Source organism: Campylobacter sp. (genome assembly GCF_052169515.1).
Lineage (GTDB): Bacteria > Campylobacterota > Campylobacteria > Campylobacterales > Campylobacteraceae > Campylobacter_A.
In genome coordinates this window covers 38,846-55,929 of sequence record NZ_JBQNCH010000010.1, presented here as the reverse complement: position 1 = coordinate 55,929, position 17,084 = coordinate 38,846, and the positions used below count along the sequence as shown (strand labels likewise).

Sequence of the window (17,084 nt, the reverse complement as noted above, 5' to 3'; positions counted from 1 at the left end):
TTATTTGTTTAGCTCGTTCATAAGCGTTTCGCCGTATTTATCTACGTAGATAAAATCAAGCGTTAGCTGTTTTACGATAGGGGTGTTTTGCATTCTGACATCTAGGTAAAATTTACCGTCCGTGATATTGGCTAGCGTATTTTTCTCGCTCCAAGACAGCTCGTACCCAAGCAATACCTTTGCTCCTACAAGTCCCCTAAGCAGCTCGCTAACGCTTCGTTTTGCGTGATAGAGTTGATCGGCTTTTTTGTCTATCGCAAATAGTACCCCTTTTTGGCAAGCCTGTGAAATGCGGTCAAACACTCTAACGCGCGCTAGATCTTTCCATATAGTATCTTGATCGCTAGTCTCTCCGCCCCACGCTCTAAAGCCGCTTTCTCTGATGACGGTCGAAATTTTAGCTGATCTAAGCTCATCAGCCGTGCAAGTTTCCCCAAGCTCAAAATCCACGTCTATTTGCGTACCAGAAACCCCTATCATAACTCTGTTTGAGTAGCTGTCGCTATATCCAAACTCGCTCATGCCGTCCGTATGAGCTATCATGCCGGCTATTCTCGCGCTTTGCCCCTCATAGGCATAAGCGTTCGTTTCATCATCCCAAACCTTGACATTTGGATAAGCGGCAACGAGCCTTCTAGTGCCAAAGTCTCCCATCTTTACTATCGCCGCGGCTGCGTCCTGGGCTTTTAGATCTACGATGCCAGTCGCTTTTAGCCTGGTTGCCACTTTTTCTATCTCGCCCTTTACGGCATCCTCGTGGCTAAATTCGGGGGCTATAATTAAATTAGGGTTATATCCGAAACGAGATTTTGCTTTGGTTAGCTCTGCTACGGCACTTTTGCACTCTGTGATCTCATCGTTTGTGTCCTCATCGTTATCTTTTGTAAATACACTTAAAATTATTTGAGTATTTACGGCCTGATCTTCAATGCCTTTTAAAGCCCTATAAATAGAGCCTTTTTTAAAAGCTTGGCTCGCATCCTTTTTAGCTTTGTATTTTGCTTCAAGGGCTTCAAGTGCCTTTGCTGTTGTCATATAAAAATGTAGACCATTTTCTAACACCTCTTCATACCCTGCTATACCAATAGGTGTAGTACTTTCTACTGCTATTGGTCTTGCTGCCTCAGCTGATACGGTTACGTTTACACCAAATTTTGCTGCCATTTTTATTCTCCTTTTTGATTTACTTTTTTTAATGGATTTATACACCACACCGTTTTTAGATGTTTCTTATCATCTCCTTGGGTGAACTCTTTAAAATTTAAGGCATTTGCTCCTGCTATATCCATAAGCTTCCATCCGACATAAATACGACAATAAAAGCCACTTAAAAAGCCTTTGTATCGGATCGTTTTGTAAAGTCCAAAACGTGAGCGTCCATCTTTTAAGATACAAGTTACTTTGCAAAAACCACTCTTTTTGCCACCATTACTGGTGATATTGGGATCACCTATGGTCTGTATGCTATATGGATTTACTTCATCTACTTTGACGCCTAAAATTTCACTTGAAAAATATCCTATCTTATTACGCAAGAGCCAAAGAAGTCTTGCTTTATATGTTCTATTGGTTGGTTCAGGATAGTGTTTCTCTCTCCAGCCGCTATCTCCATTTATAGCAGCACACTTACCATCGTAATAGTCGTTGGCATCCTCAAACCACCTAAATATCTTTGGCAAATGCTCGTCATCTTTTTTGCAAAATAGTAATGCGACTGGCACGACTACAAATGAGAGGATCTCAAGCATAAGCTCTACTAAAATGATCGCTATAAGACGCAATATCTCTTTACTCTTTAGCATCATTTTCCTTTTTTGACTTCTTGCTTGGCTTCTCATTCTCTTTTGTTTCGCTCTGTTTGTATTCTGGGCACTTAGGACACTCGCTCCAAGTGCAAGCGCCGTCTTTATCCAGCTTTGATGCGCAAATTTCGCACCTTTTTATTCTTACTCTCATTTATCATCCTTTTTATTTGGTCTTGTTCGGACTATGTCCGTAAATTCATCACCACTCAAATACCAAAACGGCTTTTTGCCATCTTCGTATTGCATTTTTGCAAAGTCGTCAGGATGTGTTGCCAAGTGACTAAACACTCGTAAAATATTTGTCATATTGCTATTGTCCCAGCCCTTGCACTTTCTAGCACGCAAAAAGATCATGATAGGGCAAAGTAAAATGCCCAAAACTAGCGATAAAATACAGATTAAGAAATAGCTCATTTTCTTAACTCCTCTCTTTGTGCTATTAGTTCTTTTAACTCCGCCCTTAGATTTTCAAGCACTGCCGTGTTGCCGATTATGAGGGCGTGACGGATATGGTTTTCACACTCGGTGATCTCGGCTTCAAGTTCTGCCAGCTGTTTAGCTTTTTCGTCTATAGTGCTACTTAAAATATCGTTTATCTCAGGTTCTAAAATGGCCTTAAGATTAAGTCTAGTAATGTCACTAGACGCATCAAAGTCATCATTAAAAGCAAATATCTCATTGTTATCATTTTTATAGTATTTCATTAGTTATCCTTATTTTAGTTCTAGCCATTGTGGACCCACAATGGCTGTTTTATAAAAATACCCTGCTGGGATTATTATTTCGCATTCCCCTGCTGTTGATGCTGCTGGATGAGATACCCAGTTAATACCATCCTGAGATGTTTGAATAGGAACTGTATTAACATAACAGCTTATTTGTATTGATCGACCACTCTCATTTTTATACACAAAGTTGTTTTGTCTATTAGGTTTTTCATTTATCCACCTTTGTCCTACACCAAGCTCTTTACTACTAGGATAAATATTTTCAAAATTAACCGCTGTAATATTATTTGCATTAATAGCTACAGAATAAGGTAAGTAAGTTTGTGGTGGCAACTTATTGCCTGATTTGTCGTACCATACTCCGTCAAGATAATATTCAGCAGTTGTTGATTTGTGATGAAACTCGGGTCTTATGCTCACTAATTCTAGTGAGTTGTCTTGTTTAACCTTTACAAAATATGTTCCACTAGGTTTTTGTTGTTTTGCTGGCACAAAAGCTCTCAACTTAGTAGCTGTGTTTAAATATCTGCCAGGAGCAGATGCTTTATCAGATATGTATGTTATTCCCTCTACATATAAATTTGTATTTTCACTTGATATACTCTCTGTAAATAATATTTGTAATTTATCATCTTCAAGTACTCTATTAAAAATACGAACCTGACTTAATACCCCTCGTTCTTCAGATGAGAAACTGTAAGCTATCCACGTATTATTATAACTAGGGGTTAAGTTTAATCCAGGACCGACTTGCACTTTACCTTGTCTTACACCATTAAGATAATATACTATGTGCTCTCCGTCATAAGATGCCGCTACGTGATACCACTCATCACTTGGTGCTTTTTCAGTTACTAATCTCCAACCGCCTTCATCATTTTTTATTTGATTGCCTTCTATTTTTACCCATTTATCACTTCTGTAAGTATTAAATGCTATTGCTTCATTTGCACCAGTAGCTCTAAAATACATTTGTCTTGTATAGTTTTGATTACCAGAGTTAAATAATAACAGCATTCTATTTGATGTACTATTACCCCTATCATTAGTCCAAAAGCTTATTGTCCATTTAGGTAAATTTAATGTTATACCAAGTGGTTTGTAATTGTTTTTACCAGATAGCGCTTTACCTCCAAATACACCACCGTCTACTGGTGTTAATTGTGCAGTACTATTATGCTTCCCTGCAAGATCTTTACCCCCTTCTATAAAGTTATATAAGGCTTCACCGCTACCATCCTTAAAAGGGTCTGGGTCTTTAGATATATCTTTAGCATTTTTTATTCCTATAAAATCAACATCAACCTTATTATAAGGCTCAAAAGACATAGTATTATTTGCTACTGCAGCTTCAGTTACAACTACATCGTTTCTAGTACCTTTAATCTCATTAGTGACTTTAAAGATACCTGCTTTGGCTTCGGTGGCGATGTCTTCCTTTGCTACAAATTTATCATCGCTCTCAGGTTTGGTGTATGCATCGATCTTGTCTTTTAACTTAAGAAACATCTTTTCGCACCATTTTCTAGTTGCTAGCACTATATTGTTATCAACCTTTAAAATGATGCTTTCGTTTGCGTTTGAAATTTGGAGCTTAAAATTTAGCGTTATATCTTTACTTGACCCCTCGTTTAAAAGAGGCTTGTAAGTATCTGCTAATCTTGCCACTGCGAAGAGTGAGCCATCATCACAGTATATGCCAGCCGTTTTTATGTAAAATCCGCCAACTTCAGGCGGTATGATGGCATCGACGTCGAGGATGTTATTATCGTTTTCGTCTATCGTTACGGCGTTTATTGCTCCTCTATACTTTTCATTTGGTATCGATGTAGTTTGTTCGCTTAGTTCTCCTTCGTAATCGCTTACTACAACTTCTTTTAATGCGATCTTTGATCCGTCGCTAGTGGTTTTTAAAAGTTTGTTTATGCCACTAGCTGTTAAAAGTGTGTATTGCTTCATTTATCCGTCCTTTATCTTGTTAAAACTCTTGTTGCATCGATTGGTATGCTTATGATCTCGTTTATCTGCGTAGTAGCTCCTACTTTAAAGCTTGCTCTTTGGCTTATATTTGAGACCACATAAGGATCTACGCTTATATTTTCACCGCTAAATGTGTAAGAGTAAGCTTTTAAATTTATGCTAGCAGTCGCTTTTATGCTAGCGCCGTCATATACGCTACGTACGTTTTTGTAGGTGTTTATGATCTCATCAGATCTCTTTAGCGTCTGTGGGCTTACTCCATTTTTGCTTGCATCAAGCTCTAGTTTGAAGTGATAAGGTAGTCCTGCATAATCAAACCACTCTTTAACCTTGGTATCTACATAAAGTGCGCTTAACGCCTTGTTTAGACTATAAAAAGTGCCTGAGTAGTAATGTATCTCAAAAGCGTTTTTTATGAGCTCTCTAGCTTCATTCTCGTTTAGTCCATCAATATCTACATCAAAGCTGGCTGCAAGTACTGGCAGTAAATTTTTTGGGCAAAAGCTTGCAAGAGTATTTATGACGCCAATGTCTAAATCCTCAAACCTTACGCCAAAAAGCTCATCAAATTTCTTATCAAATTTACTTTTGTGATTAGGCAGCAAGCTCATAACTCAGCCTTTTTGTAGCTTATCTCATAGCTTAAATTTACAAATTCTTTTACGCTTATCTTTTTATCATTAAGCGGTGCTTTAAGACTTACTCTATAAACGCCGTTTTGATGTAGATTTTTATAGATATAGCTTAAATTTAGATCCTCGCCAAGGCTAAGAGTAGTTGGCAGGGCTGATATAGCTTTAGCAATTTCGTCTTGAAAGAGCATATCTGTTAGCTCAAGGGTAGCTACTACCTTTATGTCTATTTTCGTGGCATTTAACACGCTTAGATTGTCGGTTAGTGGCCTGACCTTTTCGGCACTTAAAAAGCTCTCCACATCTTTGCGTGTCTCTTCGCTCATGTCGGTAGTTTTTAGATAAATTTGCACCACTCCAGCACCGCCATTTAGCACGCTGCACTCAATAACCTTTGCATTTGCGCTTAGTGTCTGATAAGTATAAGCTTTAGCACTGCCTGCAGTTGAGAAACGCTCTAGGCTTAAAACTGCACGCTCTCTTAGCCTATCATCGCTTTCACGCTCGGCTCCGCCTTCAAACTCACTTATCTGTTTTGCTTTTAATACGAAAGGAAGTGGTGTTTGGATATATTCGCACTTTGCTTTGCTAGTTTTTGTAAACTCATCTAAGATGATCACTCCAACAGCTTTTAGCTCATTTGCTCTTATTATAACTTCACTTTTTAAGCTAGCTATTTCACCATTTTCGCTGCGTAAAATTAGCCCTTTTGGCAAATATGTATCGCTGCTTCTTGGCATTGAAAGACTAAACTCACACTGCGCCGTTGGTCTCTCGCCTTTTAACCTCTCTATGCCATAAATCGCTACTATGTTATCAAGGTCATCTCCAGTAGAAAATGGCAGCAACATAGCCTTAACGCTATCATTTATCCTGGCTCGCAAGAGCAGTTCTCTATAAGCTAGCGTTTCAAGAAGTGCCGAATAATTGTCACTTTCAAGTAGTGAAATTTCATCATCAGCTAAATGCTCTTTAAAAATGTTTTTAACATTATTTAAAATTTCATCATATTTAAGCACTTCAATAACGTTTGGATATGGAAGTTGTTTTAAATTCATTTTTTACTCCTCACATGAGCATAGCCCATGTTCCGGCAGGAAGCTAAAGCTCCCTTGACCCACCTAAAGCCATGTTTGCTATTCGCAAACTGCAGTTTATAGATAAAACTCATATCCTTACCTCTATTTCATCACCGCTCACAAGCACTACTTTAAAGCTAAGCTTGTGATCTTTTAGACCCATAAGACGAACTTCATCGATCTTTACTCTCTTTTCCCATTTCTCAACCGCCTCTATCACAAAGCACGCCAGATCAGCACGAAATTCATCATCCACCTTGCGATCTATTAGCTCATAAATTCTGCTGCCATACTCAGGCAGCATCACCCTTGAGCCAAGTGGAGTTAGGAGTATGTCTTTGATAGAGTTTTCTATATCAATGAGATATTTCATCACTAATCCCTCGCAAGTCCGTTATTTGTATGATCGCTTAGGCTGCCACGTCCATCACGTACGCTACCACCAAAGTTTGCATTGCCACCTGCTGTGATTGAGCCAGTGATCCTTACATCTCCATTTATCTCAAAACTACCGCTACCACCACCACTTCCTGCTGTATTTATAGCTCCTTCAATGAGCGTGTTGCCAAGTAGCTTGATGCTTGGACTTTTTATAGTGGTATCGCTAGCTTCTACCATCACATTTTTAGCCTTTACATTTGCGTTATCGCAAGTTATGTTTATAAGCTTTGGAGATGAAATTTCAAGACAAGAGCTAGAGCTGTCATAGCTCATCTTTATGCCATCTTCAAAACTTATATGTACTTTCTTATCAGTTGCATCAGTTTTATGTGAACTTTGATAAAGCCCACGAAGCACCACGCCTGAGTTTAACTCATCATGCACAGGTAGCACTAGCACTTGCTCTCCTACACGTATTGGCGAAAAGCTCACTGCATAAGAGTTGGCATGTGCTTGAAATACCGGCAAAAAATCAGTTACCATCGAACCAATGGCAACTTTTGCACGGTCATCTCTTACTTCACTTATAATTCCAACTTCAATCATTTATATGCTCGCTAAATTTTTTATTTCTTGGCGTTCTTGTGTACTTTACGCTATGCTTAATCTCTTTTACATCATCATGTATTTCATTGAGCTTCTCTTTATTTATGGCAAAATTTGCTGCTAAGATATCGCTTAGTTTTTCAGTGGCGCTACTTTGTTTATTTATCGCTTCACTATTTTTATTGACCACATCGATCATCAAATCAGTGTTTTTGCTCGTATATCTACTAAGCAGCCAAAAGATCACCACAAAGCCTATAAAGCCAAAAATCGCCATAAAGACGATAAATTCATTTAACCCCCATGATCCAGCTAAATTTATTAGTCCAGCTGTCTCTCTTATCTCGTCACTAAAATTTAAGCCGCTATTTTCCATCTTCTTCCTTTATTCCAAGACATTTTTTTAGTTTTCTTTCACAGTCGCGGTAATAAACAGCAATCTTCTTATCCGTCTCAAACGTGCCATCATTTTTGGGTTTTAGTGGCATTTTGGCGTTGCATTTTATGGGCATATATTTTTCTTTATATATAACACTAGGCTCAGGCACTTGTTTATTCGCGCAGCCTGAAAAAAGTAGAATGAGCACCATAAAGAACACTAATATTCTCATTTAAACAGCTCCTTATATGCAGCCAGCTCGCTTTCGCAACTTTTATCTTTGACGTAGATCTTCTTTATCCGCTCGACCTCTTTTGACGGGGTATCGTCGATCTTTACCGCAGCAGCCTTTATAGCTTCGTTTTGTGAAGCAAGAGCTGTATCGCAGGCACTTAGATTGTTTTTGACTGTAGTGTAGTCCTTGGTTAATCGCTCGTTTTTCTCTTTTTCGCTTTCAAGGTCTTTAAGCAAGACGGAATTTACGCCCTCTAGCCTTGAATTTTCGAGGAACAAATTTATGCAAGCAAAACCTAAAAGCGCGGCCAATGCAAAGCCTACAATAGGAAGTTTAGTCGCCAAAAATCCCATCAAACACCCTTGTTTATGATTTCTACGGTTAGCGGCTTATTCTTGGCTCGCTCCATAAAGGCTTCAAGTGTCTTTTTGCTATCGTAAATCCCTCTTTCATCCGCTTTCGCACCTATCAAAACGCAGCCTAGCGTATCTTTGGGGTAGTTCCCTGCGTGAATGAGTATACGGCGGCTTTTGCTTACCTTTTCGTTAAAAAGCGTCGCTAGAACCCGTCCAAAGCGCGGGCTATATTCCCACGCCGTCTCGTATACTCCTTGCGGCACGCGTAGATCTCGCCCCGGCGTTACGCAGTCTTCACCCGCGGGTTCAAGGGTGTATCCTGAGAGTAGCGGCTTTTCGTCCGCTTCGTGCAGTTCAAACTTTCCTATAGTACCGTCACTTATATTTTTAAAGCGCGTTATCGTTAGCTTCACAATAAGCCTCCTAGTACCTTTTTTGCTCTGTTTGGAGTTTGTTTCGCCCAAAGAGAATTCATGCCGCTTTGATAGGCGGCTTCGTATTCGCCCGTTCTTATATGGTGCATCGTGGTTACGAATTTCTTTACCTTTGAAACGCCTAACTGATAGGCCATTTCTATCACTACTTCTTGGACGTTTTGCGGTTTTTCCTTTAACCAATCAAACGTCGCGAATACTGCGGCGGTTAGTTTTTCAAGCTTGAGCTCTAAAATTTTATCGGCCGTCTCTTTACTCATGGGTTCGTATTTGCCGCCGTTTAGCGCTAGCTCGTCGGCCGTAAGCGCGGCAAGCAAAAAGCCGTAGCCCACGGTTAGTCTTCCCAGGCTATCCTCGTATCTATGATCTTTAAGACCCTCATTTTCTTTGATTTTTTCTATTAAGGTCATGGCATCCTCCAAACTTTTGCCGCAATATTACGCCATACCCATCCCAAAATCTATCACGATTTTTTGTCAAAAAACTTTGTCAAAGTTCTGTAATAGATTCTCGGCGCGAAACATTTCATAATTGCGCCAAAAATACACCAAAGGCGGTAAATGCTGGAAGAATTTGAAAAAGAACTTATAAACACGATTAAAGAAGTGACCGAACCAAAAAGCTCGGTAATTAGAGCATATTTGGGCGAGTTTAATAACAAAGAAGAGATGGAACTATTGATAAAAGGTGGCGAGAGCTTCGTATTCGTAGAGTTCGTGGATGAAAAATACGAAAACGTAGTAGAACGAAGCGCGACGTATAATATCCATATACTAGCCTGCACTTCAAACAAAAATCAAAACTACCGACAAGCCAATAAATTTAAAGCCTACGCTCTATGCGAGGAGATAGATAAAAAGCTAAGAAACTCAAATTTATGTAACGAGTTTAGAATAGAACCCCAAAGCGCTAAGGCGTCGCTAAACGATATTACCGACTACGGCTACGTCTACGTGCTCACCAGGCAGATACGAACACAATTTTTAGAAAAGGACGAATTCTTATGCTCATAACAAAAGACTTAATCGCGCTAAAGGACGATAAAGAAGAAGTTTTAAGCGAAATTTGCCTGGCCGTAACCGGCTTTTGGCAAGGACATGCTGGAGGAACGTTTAGTATAGACGCTGCAGACATAGAAAAAATGAAGCTAAATTTCGACAAGCGTAGCCTAGATATAGTGATCGACTACGAGCACCAAACTTTAAGCGGAGAGATAGCGCCCGCGGCGGGCTGGATAAAAGAGCTTTTTATAAAAGACGGTGCGCTTTACGGGCGCGTAAGTTGGACGGCCAAAGCAAAAGAATTCATCAAAAACGGTGAATATAAATATCTTAGCCCGGTTTACGACTTTATGGGTGTAGACGAAAAGACAGGAGCTTGGCAGGGCTGCACATTACACTCGGCGGCACTAACTAATAAACCATTTCTAGACGAGCTGGGCGAAGTAAGAGCAAATAAAAATTTTACAAAGGAGACAAACATGGATGATGCAAAAAATCCAAAAGGTGAGCCGCAGGCTCAGGCTGCTGCGCAAAACGGCGCGAGCTATGAGGCTCAGATAGTCGAGCTTAAAAATCAGCTTGACGCCTCTAAACAAGAGGTTGCTACGCTAAAAGAGCAACTAGCTCAAAGCGCGGTAGACACAGCCATTATCGCAAATAAGCTGCAAGAAAGTCAAAAGCAGTGGGCACTAAGCTACGCAAAAGCCGATTTAAACGGTTTTAATGAGTTTTTAAAAGGCGTTATGCCGCCACAACAAAAAACGAGCATACCGAGTAACGATCTGTTTGCCAACAAAAACCAATCCCAAAACGATATAGATGTAGTTAAATTTGCATTAGGAGGAGAATAAGATGTCAAACGAACAAAAGAAGCCAAAGACCATCGGAGATGTAGTCGTAAACAAGGTGCTTGGCGTCAATGCCAAAGTAGAGACCACAAAGGCTTTGGAGTGCGGAGCCGTGCTGTTTAGTATTAACGGTGGCGAGAGTTTTGCGGCCGTAACGAGCGACAATCAAACCGCTACTATCGCAAACGCTTCCGCGGTATTTGGGGTACTTTGCGACAACGTAGAGGCCACAGGGGACGCAGACGTGCTGGTGCTTGGCGAAGTGATGCTGGAAAACGCCGCCGCGGAGCTAAAAACCGCACTGTTCAAACAAAAAATTATAGTGAGATAAGGAGATAAAAATGGATGAACTTTTAAAAAAATTTACGGTCGAGGCGATGACTGAGATCATAATTCAGACTAAGGTCGATCAAAGTTTTATAACGGATACGTTTTTTAAAAAATGGACTCCGACGCTTTCCAATACCCATAACATTATCATCGAAAAAGGCGCGAGCATAATCCTTGAAAGCGTTAGCGAAAACGGAGAGCACTTGGTGACGAAAAATCCCGACCAAACTATTATCTCTGTACCGCTTCCTCGCTTCCCGCAGTATGATCCACTCCCGGCTAGCGAGATGAATTTACTAAGAACGCTCAATACTCAAAGCGAGCAGCTTAAATCATTGTCTGCGGCTATCGGCAAAATACTAGCTAGCCAAAAGAGCAAGATCACCAACACCGTAGAGTATATGGCCATAGGCGCTATTTTCGGTAAGGTAATGGATGGCAAAGGAAAGGTGCTGTTTGAGCTTAGTGCAAATAGAAAAGAGATAACTATCACGAATGCGACTAAGATATTGGAATTATTGAGCGATATCGAAGCAGCTCAAAAAGAGGTATTGGGCGTTGCAAAGCCGTATATCGCGCTAGTAACTAGAGAGCTTTTTGGCGAGCTGCTTAAACTAGCCGAAGCCCAGGAGATTCTAAAGCTAAAATCCTGCGAAGTCATTGACAGTAACGGCGTTTTAACCCTTAAACTTTTTGGCAAGACCTTTATGCCTTACGATGCCTCGTACAAAAACACGAAGGGTAAAGATACGAGCTACATGAGCGGCAAAAAAGGCGTAGTAGTGCCTTTGATGGATGACATCTTTGAGGTGGTTTATACGAGAGCAAACCATACGTCCGCCATCGGAAAGGCTCCGACTAAATTCTTTGCTGCGGCTCCGGAGGTGCTTGACAAAGGTATGGGCTGGGGCATTGTTAGCGAAAGCAGACCGCTTCCGATCTGCAATAGGCTTGACGCGATCATCGAGTTAAAAATGTAATAAATCAATTTAAAAGGGCTTCACGCCCTTTTAAATCAAAAACGACTAAAACTACGAGAAAAATATTTTAAACGTTTTAACGCGCTTTTAACGCTCGCTAAAAGCTAATAACGAATACGGTCAAAAGGTTTAAAATATTTGGAGACAAAATAATGGTTTTAACAAACGAGGATCTACTTAAAGAAGTTTCTACTAGAGAGTTGCAAGAGCTCAGCGACTTTGAAGGAAGCGGCGCCGTTAATCAAGGCGTCATAGACGATAGCGTAAACGATGCCTTGGCTTATATCTCTTCTTTTATCAAGCTTCCGCAAAATCCTACGCCACTACTAAAAGACATCGGCGTAAATTTGACTATTATCGAGCTCAAAAAGCGCAACAACTTTCCCAAAGAGGCGCTGAATGAGCAGATAGAAAAGATGGATACCCTACTTTTGAAGATGGCTAACAAGAAGCTTCCGAGCCAAATAGAAGACGATAGCGCGCCCAGGCTCGGCATAAGAGCATTTAGGCACAGCGAGAAAAAAATGGACTTAAAGGATTTAAATGGCTGAGAAACCGAATATCAAAGAGCTAGCAAAAGAGCTATATTTAAAAGGCTTTAGCCTTGAGCGCATAGCTGAAATTTTAAACAAGACTGTAAAAACCATAAAAAACTACAAATCTCAAAATGGCGACTGGGACGAACTAAAAGCCGCAAGCTATCTAAACAAAAGCGGCGAAGATAAGCAAAACATCTATCAAAACTTTATTGAAGAGATGCGTCTGGCAGTCAAAGATATCAGAGAGAGCGAACTGCCTGCGGGCAAAAAGGCCGAGGCGCTTTCAAAAATAGGTGACAGCTTCGTCAAGATGACCAAAGTAGCAAGCTACGAAAATCCGGTAGCATACCGCCTAAGCATCGCTAAAAAGGTCATTATGCTAGTGGTCGATAAATTTAAAGACGACGAGAACAAAGAGTGTATCAAAAAACTCGTCGAGCTCATCGAGAGCGAGAAATTTGTCAAAGCTATCGAAGAGCTCGACGTTTAGGAAGAATACATGCTTTTTTCAAAAGACGAACTGGATAGCTTTTTAGAGGATAGCCGCGAAAGCCATAGGCAAGCGGGCGCCGTGGAGCCAGAACTCAGCAAACTCACGCGCAAAGACTTTTATGGCTGGCTGGAGGAGCTTAGCGGCGAGCTAAAAGAGCAGATACATCTAAATAGCCCTCTGTCCCCCAAAGATAGGGCCGCAAGAGTGCGCCGCGCCGAGTGTGACTTTATGTTTTTTGCGAGAACTTATTTCCCACACTATTTTAGCATTAGCAGCTCTTGCGCGCTTCACGAAGATCTAGCACAGATTTTTGAAGCTATGACGCAAAACGCAAGCGGAGACAAATACGCCCGCGCCGCGCCGCGCGGTCATGCAAAGACCACGTACTGCTCACAGCTTCTTCCGCTTTGGTGTATTTGTTTTGGCAAGAAGCGATTCATAGTCGAAATTTCAGATGCCGTGGAGCTCGTTGAGGGGTGTCTTGAAGCCATCAAAGCCGAGCTTGAGGACAACGCAAATTTAAAAATGGACTTCCCGCACGTTTGCGGCGCAAGCAAAAATTGGAAGATAGGCGAGTTCGTATCTAAAAACGGAATCAAGCTTAAGGCTTTTGGCTCTGGTAAAAGACTGCGCGGCGTAAAATTCGGCGTTTATCGCCCCGACCTAGTAGTCCTAGACGACCTGGAAAACGACACCAACGTGCGCAGCAAAGAGCAACGCGACAAGCTCGAGGAGTGGCTAGACGAAGCGGTTTTAAATTTGGGTAGCGTAGACGGTAGCCTCGACGTGCTTTATATCGGCACCGTACTTCACGCAGATAGCGTTTTGGCTAGGAAGCTCAAGCTTAAATTTTGGAATGCCAAAAAGTACCAAAGCATCATAAATTACCCAAAGCGTATGGATTTATGGGAGAGATGGAGCGAGCTTTACAAAAACGTCTCAAAAGAGGCTAGCGAAACGTTTTATTTAAAAAACAAAGCCCTTATGGACGACGGGGCGCGGGTACTTTGGCAGGATGCGCTACCGATTTTAAAACTCATGCAAAAGCGCGCCGAAAACCTAAAAAGCTTCAACAAAGAGCAGCAAAACGATCCTAGAAGCGAGACTCAAATTTTTACCAAAGAGAGTATGCATTTTTACCGCGAGCTTCCGAGGTGCGATTACTTCGTGATGTATATCGACCCCGCAGGCGAAAAGAAAAAGAGCGATTATACGGCCATAACGGTGCTAGGAGTGAGCAAGGCAGAAGCCAAGATCTACGTAGCAGAAAGCATAGTAGAGGTCATGAAGACCAAAAAGACCATCAAAGAGATCATTAGGCTTAATCAGCTCTATAAATGCCGCGTTTGCGCGATAGAGAGCAACGGCGGGCAGGAGTTTTTTAGGGGCTGGATCAGAGAAAAGGCCTTTGAGATAGGCATTAAACTACCTTTAAAAGGCGTAAATAATACCGCAAGCAAAGGGCAAAGAATAGAGGAACTTGAAGTGCCTATAGAAGACGGCGAAATACTCTTTCATGAAAGCCAAAGCCTGCTCATCGAGCAGCTTACGGAGTATCCCGAAGCTAAGCACGACGACGCGCCCGACAGCTTGGCGGGCGCATACGACTTAACAAAACTAAAAAAGAAAGTAAAAAGGCGCATAAGATGAACAAGAAAAGACTGAATTTTAAATACATAAAACCGAACAGAAACGATAGAATTCAGACACCTATCTTAAAGCGCAAGAGCGCCGTTATTGCCCAAAACGGAACCCTGATAGATTTGCTGATAAATACGGGAGTTTCCAGCATTGGCGACGACGATATGGATATGATACTAGCCGATCTTACCGTTACGCAGTGTGACGTGAGCCGCAAGTCCGTGACTGAGAAAAAAGAGATCCAAATCGTTTGCGACGATGAAAAAATTAAGGACGAATTTAAAAAGATTTTTAACCCCGACGTCGTCAGCCAAATTTTAGAGACCTATCTTTACGGGTTAAACGTATTCGAGGTTAACTACAAAGAAAAAGAAGGGCTTGTATACCCAAGACTCGTGCAGCGCGATTTTAGGCAGTTTAAATTTAACGACGCGGGCGAGTTCGTGTTTAGCGCCGGCGGAAGCGAACAGAGTATTCCGCCTTTAAAAGTTATATATGCATTAAACAGGGCGAATTTTAGAAAAATATACGGAGACGGGCTGCTTAAAAAGCTGTATTTCCCCGTCAAGATGAAAAACGCCAGCTTGAAGTTTTGGTTTAGGTTTTTAGAAAAATTCGGATCGCCCTGGGCGATAGCAAAAACTAGCTACGAGCCCGACGAAATGGCTGCGGAAGTGCAAGCTATGCTTAGCGGCGATAGCGCGGTCATAGACACGGACGAGGAGATCACCCTCGTGCAGCCTACCTCAAACGTAGATTTTACGAGACTTCCCGCATACCTCGACAATCAAATCAGCAAGGCTATTTTAGGCGCAAATTTGACTAGCGACGTAAAAGAGGGCAGCTTCGCCGCAGCAAAGACGCACAACGAGATTAGAGAAGATCTTGCCGCAAACGATGCTAAAATTTTAATCTTCGTGATGAACAAGGCCATAAGCTTTTTTAAGGAAATCAACGGCTATAACGGCGAGCTTTATGCAAAACTATTCGACGAAGACGCTCCTAATACCGAGCGCGCTACAAGAGACAAGACGCTATACGATATGGGCTTTGCTCCGACCAAAAAATATATAACCTCGACTTACAATATCGAGATCGACGAAAATGCCTGGGTGCAAGAGAAAAATTTAAAAGCTAATAAAGCGAATTTAACAGCCTTAAAAGGCTCTTTAAAGGCTTTAGATAGATTTGATAAAGCCACTGACGAGATGGATATAGAAGACGGCGAGATAGAAGCGGCCTTAAACAAACTAATCGCAAGCAGCGAGACTTACGAAGAGGCTTTCGATAAGCTTTACGAACTTTACGATCTGCCATTTGAAAAGCTTGAGCCCTTGATGTTTAAAGCCGTAGCCAATGCGCAGATGCTGGGATATATAGATGAAATTTAGTTTTTTCGAGGAGCCTACGGCGGTTTATGAATATTTAAAGAGCAAAAAGCCCCAAGCGCACTTTGATTATGATGAGATCGTGCACGATGCCCACAAAAAGGCTTTTACAATAGCCAAGATGACAAATTTAGACCTTTTAAAAGATATGCAAAGTTCGCTTACAAAAGCTTTTAAAGAGGGCATTGGGTTTGACGAGTGGAAAAATAGTGTAAAGCCTATGCTGGCAAAGAAAGGTTGGCTGGGAAATATCAAAGTAAAAGACCCAAAGACTGGCGAAGAAAAAGAAATTTACGTAGGCAATAGAAGATTAAGAAATATATTTAACACCAATATGAGAACGGCCTATGCTAAGGCTAGGTATGAAAGCCAGATGGAAAGCCTAGGCGAATACTTCCGTTATACAGCAGTGCTTGATAGCAGAACAAGAGAAGCTCATAGAAAGCTTCACGGCAAGACACTACCTAAAACTGATAAATTTTGGGATACCAACTATCCGCCAAATGGCTGGGGGTGTCGCTGCAAGGTACAGGTACTAACTGAGGCTGAGTGTATAGCTAGAGGTATCGTGCCACTTGCAGATGGTTCTTTTTTACCTCAAGCTGCAGAAAAAGATTTTAGATACAACCCAGGTAAAGTTGATAAGACAGACGAAATTTTAAAAGATAAGCAAAATAAGGCCTTGGACGCCATTACTTCAACTCTTGCAAAGAAAAATTTAAAACAATCCCTAGATAGCTTCGAGCACGAGCGAGACATTTACGTTTGGCAAAAAAGCTTAGACGACATGGTAGGCGCCGTAGTCGGCGGTAAAATCATCAAGGATAAAATTTACCAGGTGGCTCAAGTAGGGGAGTTAAAGCAAAGTATCAAGAAAAATCTAAAAATCATCGACGTAGAGCCTAAAGCATCCAGTATAGCCGTTTATCAAAACACCATCTCGCACATCACGAGAGATAGCAAGCCGAAGGGAAAAGAGCCCAATATCGATGAAATAAAAGCCGTAGTAGGCGTTTTTGACGAAGCTAAACGCGTATTTTACGATAAAAAGGACAATGTTTTACTATATTTTTATAATAGCCTACAAAACGATAACATGGTAAATTACGCCGTCGTCCGCCTAGACTATACGCTTAAAAAATTTAAAACCGATAATTTTATAGCGACTATTACGAGGATACCCGTAGAAAATTATAAAGCTATTTTGAAAGATAAAAAAAGATATATGAAGATAAAGTAGATAAGGCCG

General features: G+C 41.1%; 24 protein-coding genes. 9 read left to right on the top strand and 15 right to left on the bottom strand.

What is annotated here, in order from left to right; translation table 11 throughout:
* From ACTTKV_RS05000 to ACTTKV_RS04930, 15 genes are all read right to left on the bottom strand, one after another.
* Complete coding sequence (locus tag ACTTKV_RS05000) at positions 1-1,164, bottom strand: phage tail sheath family protein (RefSeq protein ID WP_442549541.1); 1,164 nt, start codon at positions 1,162-1,164, stop codon at positions 1-3.
* 2 nt (positions 1,165-1,166) lie between these two features.
* Complete coding sequence (locus ACTTKV_RS04995; protein WP_442549540.1) at positions 1,167-1,802, bottom strand: DUF7338 family protein; 636 nt, start codon at positions 1,800-1,802, stop codon at positions 1,167-1,169.
* A complete protein-coding gene (locus ACTTKV_RS04990) occupies positions 1,789-1,956 on the bottom strand; it encodes a hypothetical protein (RefSeq protein ID WP_442549539.1) in 168 nt (55 codons plus the stop codon). Before ACTTKV_RS04990 ends, ACTTKV_RS04995 begins: the two co-directional genes overlap by 14 nt.
* Complete coding sequence (locus ACTTKV_RS04985; RefSeq protein ID WP_442549538.1) at positions 1,953-2,219, bottom strand: hypothetical protein; 267 nt, start codon at positions 2,217-2,219, stop codon at positions 1,953-1,955. Before ACTTKV_RS04985 ends, ACTTKV_RS04990 begins: the two co-directional genes overlap by 4 nt.
* Positions 2,216-2,509 (bottom strand): hypothetical protein, encoded by a 294-nt coding sequence (locus ACTTKV_RS04980; protein ID WP_442549537.1) that lies wholly within the window; start codon positions 2,507-2,509, stop codon positions 2,216-2,218. Before ACTTKV_RS04980 ends, ACTTKV_RS04985 begins: the two co-directional genes overlap by 4 nt.
* Before the next feature lie 9 nt (positions 2,510-2,518).
* Positions 2,519-4,492, bottom strand: a complete 1,974-nt coding sequence (locus tag ACTTKV_RS04975; protein ID WP_442549536.1) for a phage tail-collar fiber domain-containing protein — start codon at positions 4,490-4,492, stop codon at positions 2,519-2,521.
* Between the two features lie 11 nt (positions 4,493-4,503).
* On the bottom strand, positions 4,504-5,124 hold the full coding sequence (locus tag ACTTKV_RS04970) for a phage tail protein I (protein WP_442549535.1): 621 nt from the start codon (positions 5,122-5,124) through the stop codon (positions 4,504-4,506).
* Entirely contained in the window at positions 5,121-6,203 is a 1,083-nt protein-coding gene (locus ACTTKV_RS04965) for a baseplate assembly protein (protein ID WP_442549534.1), read from the bottom strand. The genes ACTTKV_RS04970 and ACTTKV_RS04965 overlap by 4 nt, the downstream gene beginning before the upstream one ends.
* A gap of 109 nt (positions 6,204-6,312) precedes the next feature.
* The gene (locus ACTTKV_RS04960) at positions 6,313-6,597 is read right to left on the bottom strand and encodes a GPW/gp25 family protein (RefSeq protein WP_442549533.1); all 285 of its coding nucleotides are present in this window, start codon (positions 6,595-6,597) and stop codon (positions 6,313-6,315) included.
* A gap of 2 nt (positions 6,598-6,599) precedes the next feature.
* Positions 6,600-7,211 (bottom strand): phage baseplate assembly protein V, encoded by a 612-nt coding sequence (locus ACTTKV_RS04955; protein WP_442549532.1) that lies wholly within the window; start codon positions 7,209-7,211, stop codon positions 6,600-6,602.
* Positions 7,204-7,587: a hypothetical protein gene (locus ACTTKV_RS04950; protein ID WP_107691868.1), complete on the bottom strand. Its 384-nt coding sequence runs from the start codon at positions 7,585-7,587 to the stop codon at positions 7,204-7,206. Before ACTTKV_RS04950 ends, ACTTKV_RS04955 begins: the two co-directional genes overlap by 8 nt.
* On the bottom strand, positions 7,577-7,822 hold the full coding sequence (locus tag ACTTKV_RS04945) for a hypothetical protein (protein ID WP_103579129.1): 246 nt from the start codon (positions 7,820-7,822) through the stop codon (positions 7,577-7,579). Before ACTTKV_RS04945 ends, ACTTKV_RS04950 begins: the two co-directional genes overlap by 11 nt.
* Entirely contained in the window at positions 7,819-8,178 is a 360-nt protein-coding gene (locus tag ACTTKV_RS04940) for a hypothetical protein (protein ID WP_442549531.1), read from the bottom strand. Before ACTTKV_RS04940 ends, ACTTKV_RS04945 begins: the two co-directional genes overlap by 4 nt.
* Positions 8,178-8,594 (bottom strand): DUF5675 family protein, encoded by a 417-nt coding sequence (locus ACTTKV_RS04935; RefSeq protein ID WP_442549530.1) that lies wholly within the window; start codon positions 8,592-8,594, stop codon positions 8,178-8,180. The genes ACTTKV_RS04940 and ACTTKV_RS04935 overlap by 1 nt, the downstream gene beginning before the upstream one ends.
* On the bottom strand, positions 8,591-9,025 hold the full coding sequence (locus ACTTKV_RS04930) for a glycoside hydrolase family protein (protein ID WP_442549529.1): 435 nt from the start codon (positions 9,023-9,025) through the stop codon (positions 8,591-8,593). The genes ACTTKV_RS04935 and ACTTKV_RS04930 overlap by 4 nt, the downstream gene beginning before the upstream one ends.
* A gap of 150 nt (positions 9,026-9,175) precedes the next feature.
* Here ACTTKV_RS04930 and ACTTKV_RS04925 point away from each other — a divergent pair, with 150 nt between their 5' ends.
* The 9 genes from ACTTKV_RS04925 (at position 9,176) to ACTTKV_RS04885 (ending at position 17,075) form a co-directional block, all read left to right on the top strand.
* Positions 9,176-9,628 (top strand): hypothetical protein, encoded by a 453-nt coding sequence (locus ACTTKV_RS04925; RefSeq protein WP_442549528.1) that lies wholly within the window; start codon positions 9,176-9,178, stop codon positions 9,626-9,628.
* On the top strand, positions 9,619-10,467 hold the full coding sequence (locus ACTTKV_RS04920; RefSeq protein WP_442549527.1) for a phage protease: 849 nt from the start codon (positions 9,619-9,621) through the stop codon (positions 10,465-10,467). The genes ACTTKV_RS04925 and ACTTKV_RS04920 overlap by 10 nt, the downstream gene beginning before the upstream one ends.
* A 1-nt stretch (position 10,468) precedes the next feature.
* Positions 10,469-10,795, top strand: a complete 327-nt coding sequence (locus ACTTKV_RS04915) for a hypothetical protein (protein ID WP_442549526.1) — start codon at positions 10,469-10,471, stop codon at positions 10,793-10,795.
* A gap of 10 nt (positions 10,796-10,805) precedes the next feature.
* Positions 10,806-11,774, top strand: coding sequence for a major capsid protein (locus tag ACTTKV_RS04910; protein WP_442549525.1), 969 nt, complete (start codon positions 10,806-10,808; stop codon positions 11,772-11,774).
* A 152-nt stretch (positions 11,775-11,926) separates the two neighbouring features.
* Positions 11,927-12,325 carry a phage protein Gp36 family protein gene (locus ACTTKV_RS04905; protein WP_103559465.1) on the top strand — a complete coding sequence of 133 codons (399 nt, stop codon included), beginning with the start codon at positions 11,927-11,929 and terminating at the stop codon, positions 12,323-12,325.
* Positions 12,318-12,803 (top strand): DUF1804 family protein, encoded by a 486-nt coding sequence (locus ACTTKV_RS04900; RefSeq protein WP_442549524.1) that lies wholly within the window; start codon positions 12,318-12,320, stop codon positions 12,801-12,803. Before ACTTKV_RS04905 ends, ACTTKV_RS04900 begins: the two co-directional genes overlap by 8 nt.
* Positions 12,804-12,812: 9 nt before the next feature.
* Positions 12,813-14,456: a phage terminase large subunit gene (gene terL, locus ACTTKV_RS04895; protein WP_442549523.1), complete on the top strand. Its 1,644-nt coding sequence runs from the start codon at positions 12,813-12,815 to the stop codon at positions 14,454-14,456.
* Complete coding sequence (locus ACTTKV_RS04890) at positions 14,453-15,838, top strand: phage portal protein family protein (RefSeq protein WP_442549522.1); 1,386 nt, start codon at positions 14,453-14,455, stop codon at positions 15,836-15,838. The genes terL and ACTTKV_RS04890 overlap by 4 nt, the downstream gene beginning before the upstream one ends.
* Positions 15,828-17,075, top strand: coding sequence for a phage head morphogenesis protein (locus tag ACTTKV_RS04885; protein ID WP_442549521.1), 1,248 nt, complete (start codon positions 15,828-15,830; stop codon positions 17,073-17,075). The genes ACTTKV_RS04890 and ACTTKV_RS04885 overlap by 11 nt, the downstream gene beginning before the upstream one ends.
* Positions 17,076-17,084 lie beyond the last annotated feature (9 nt).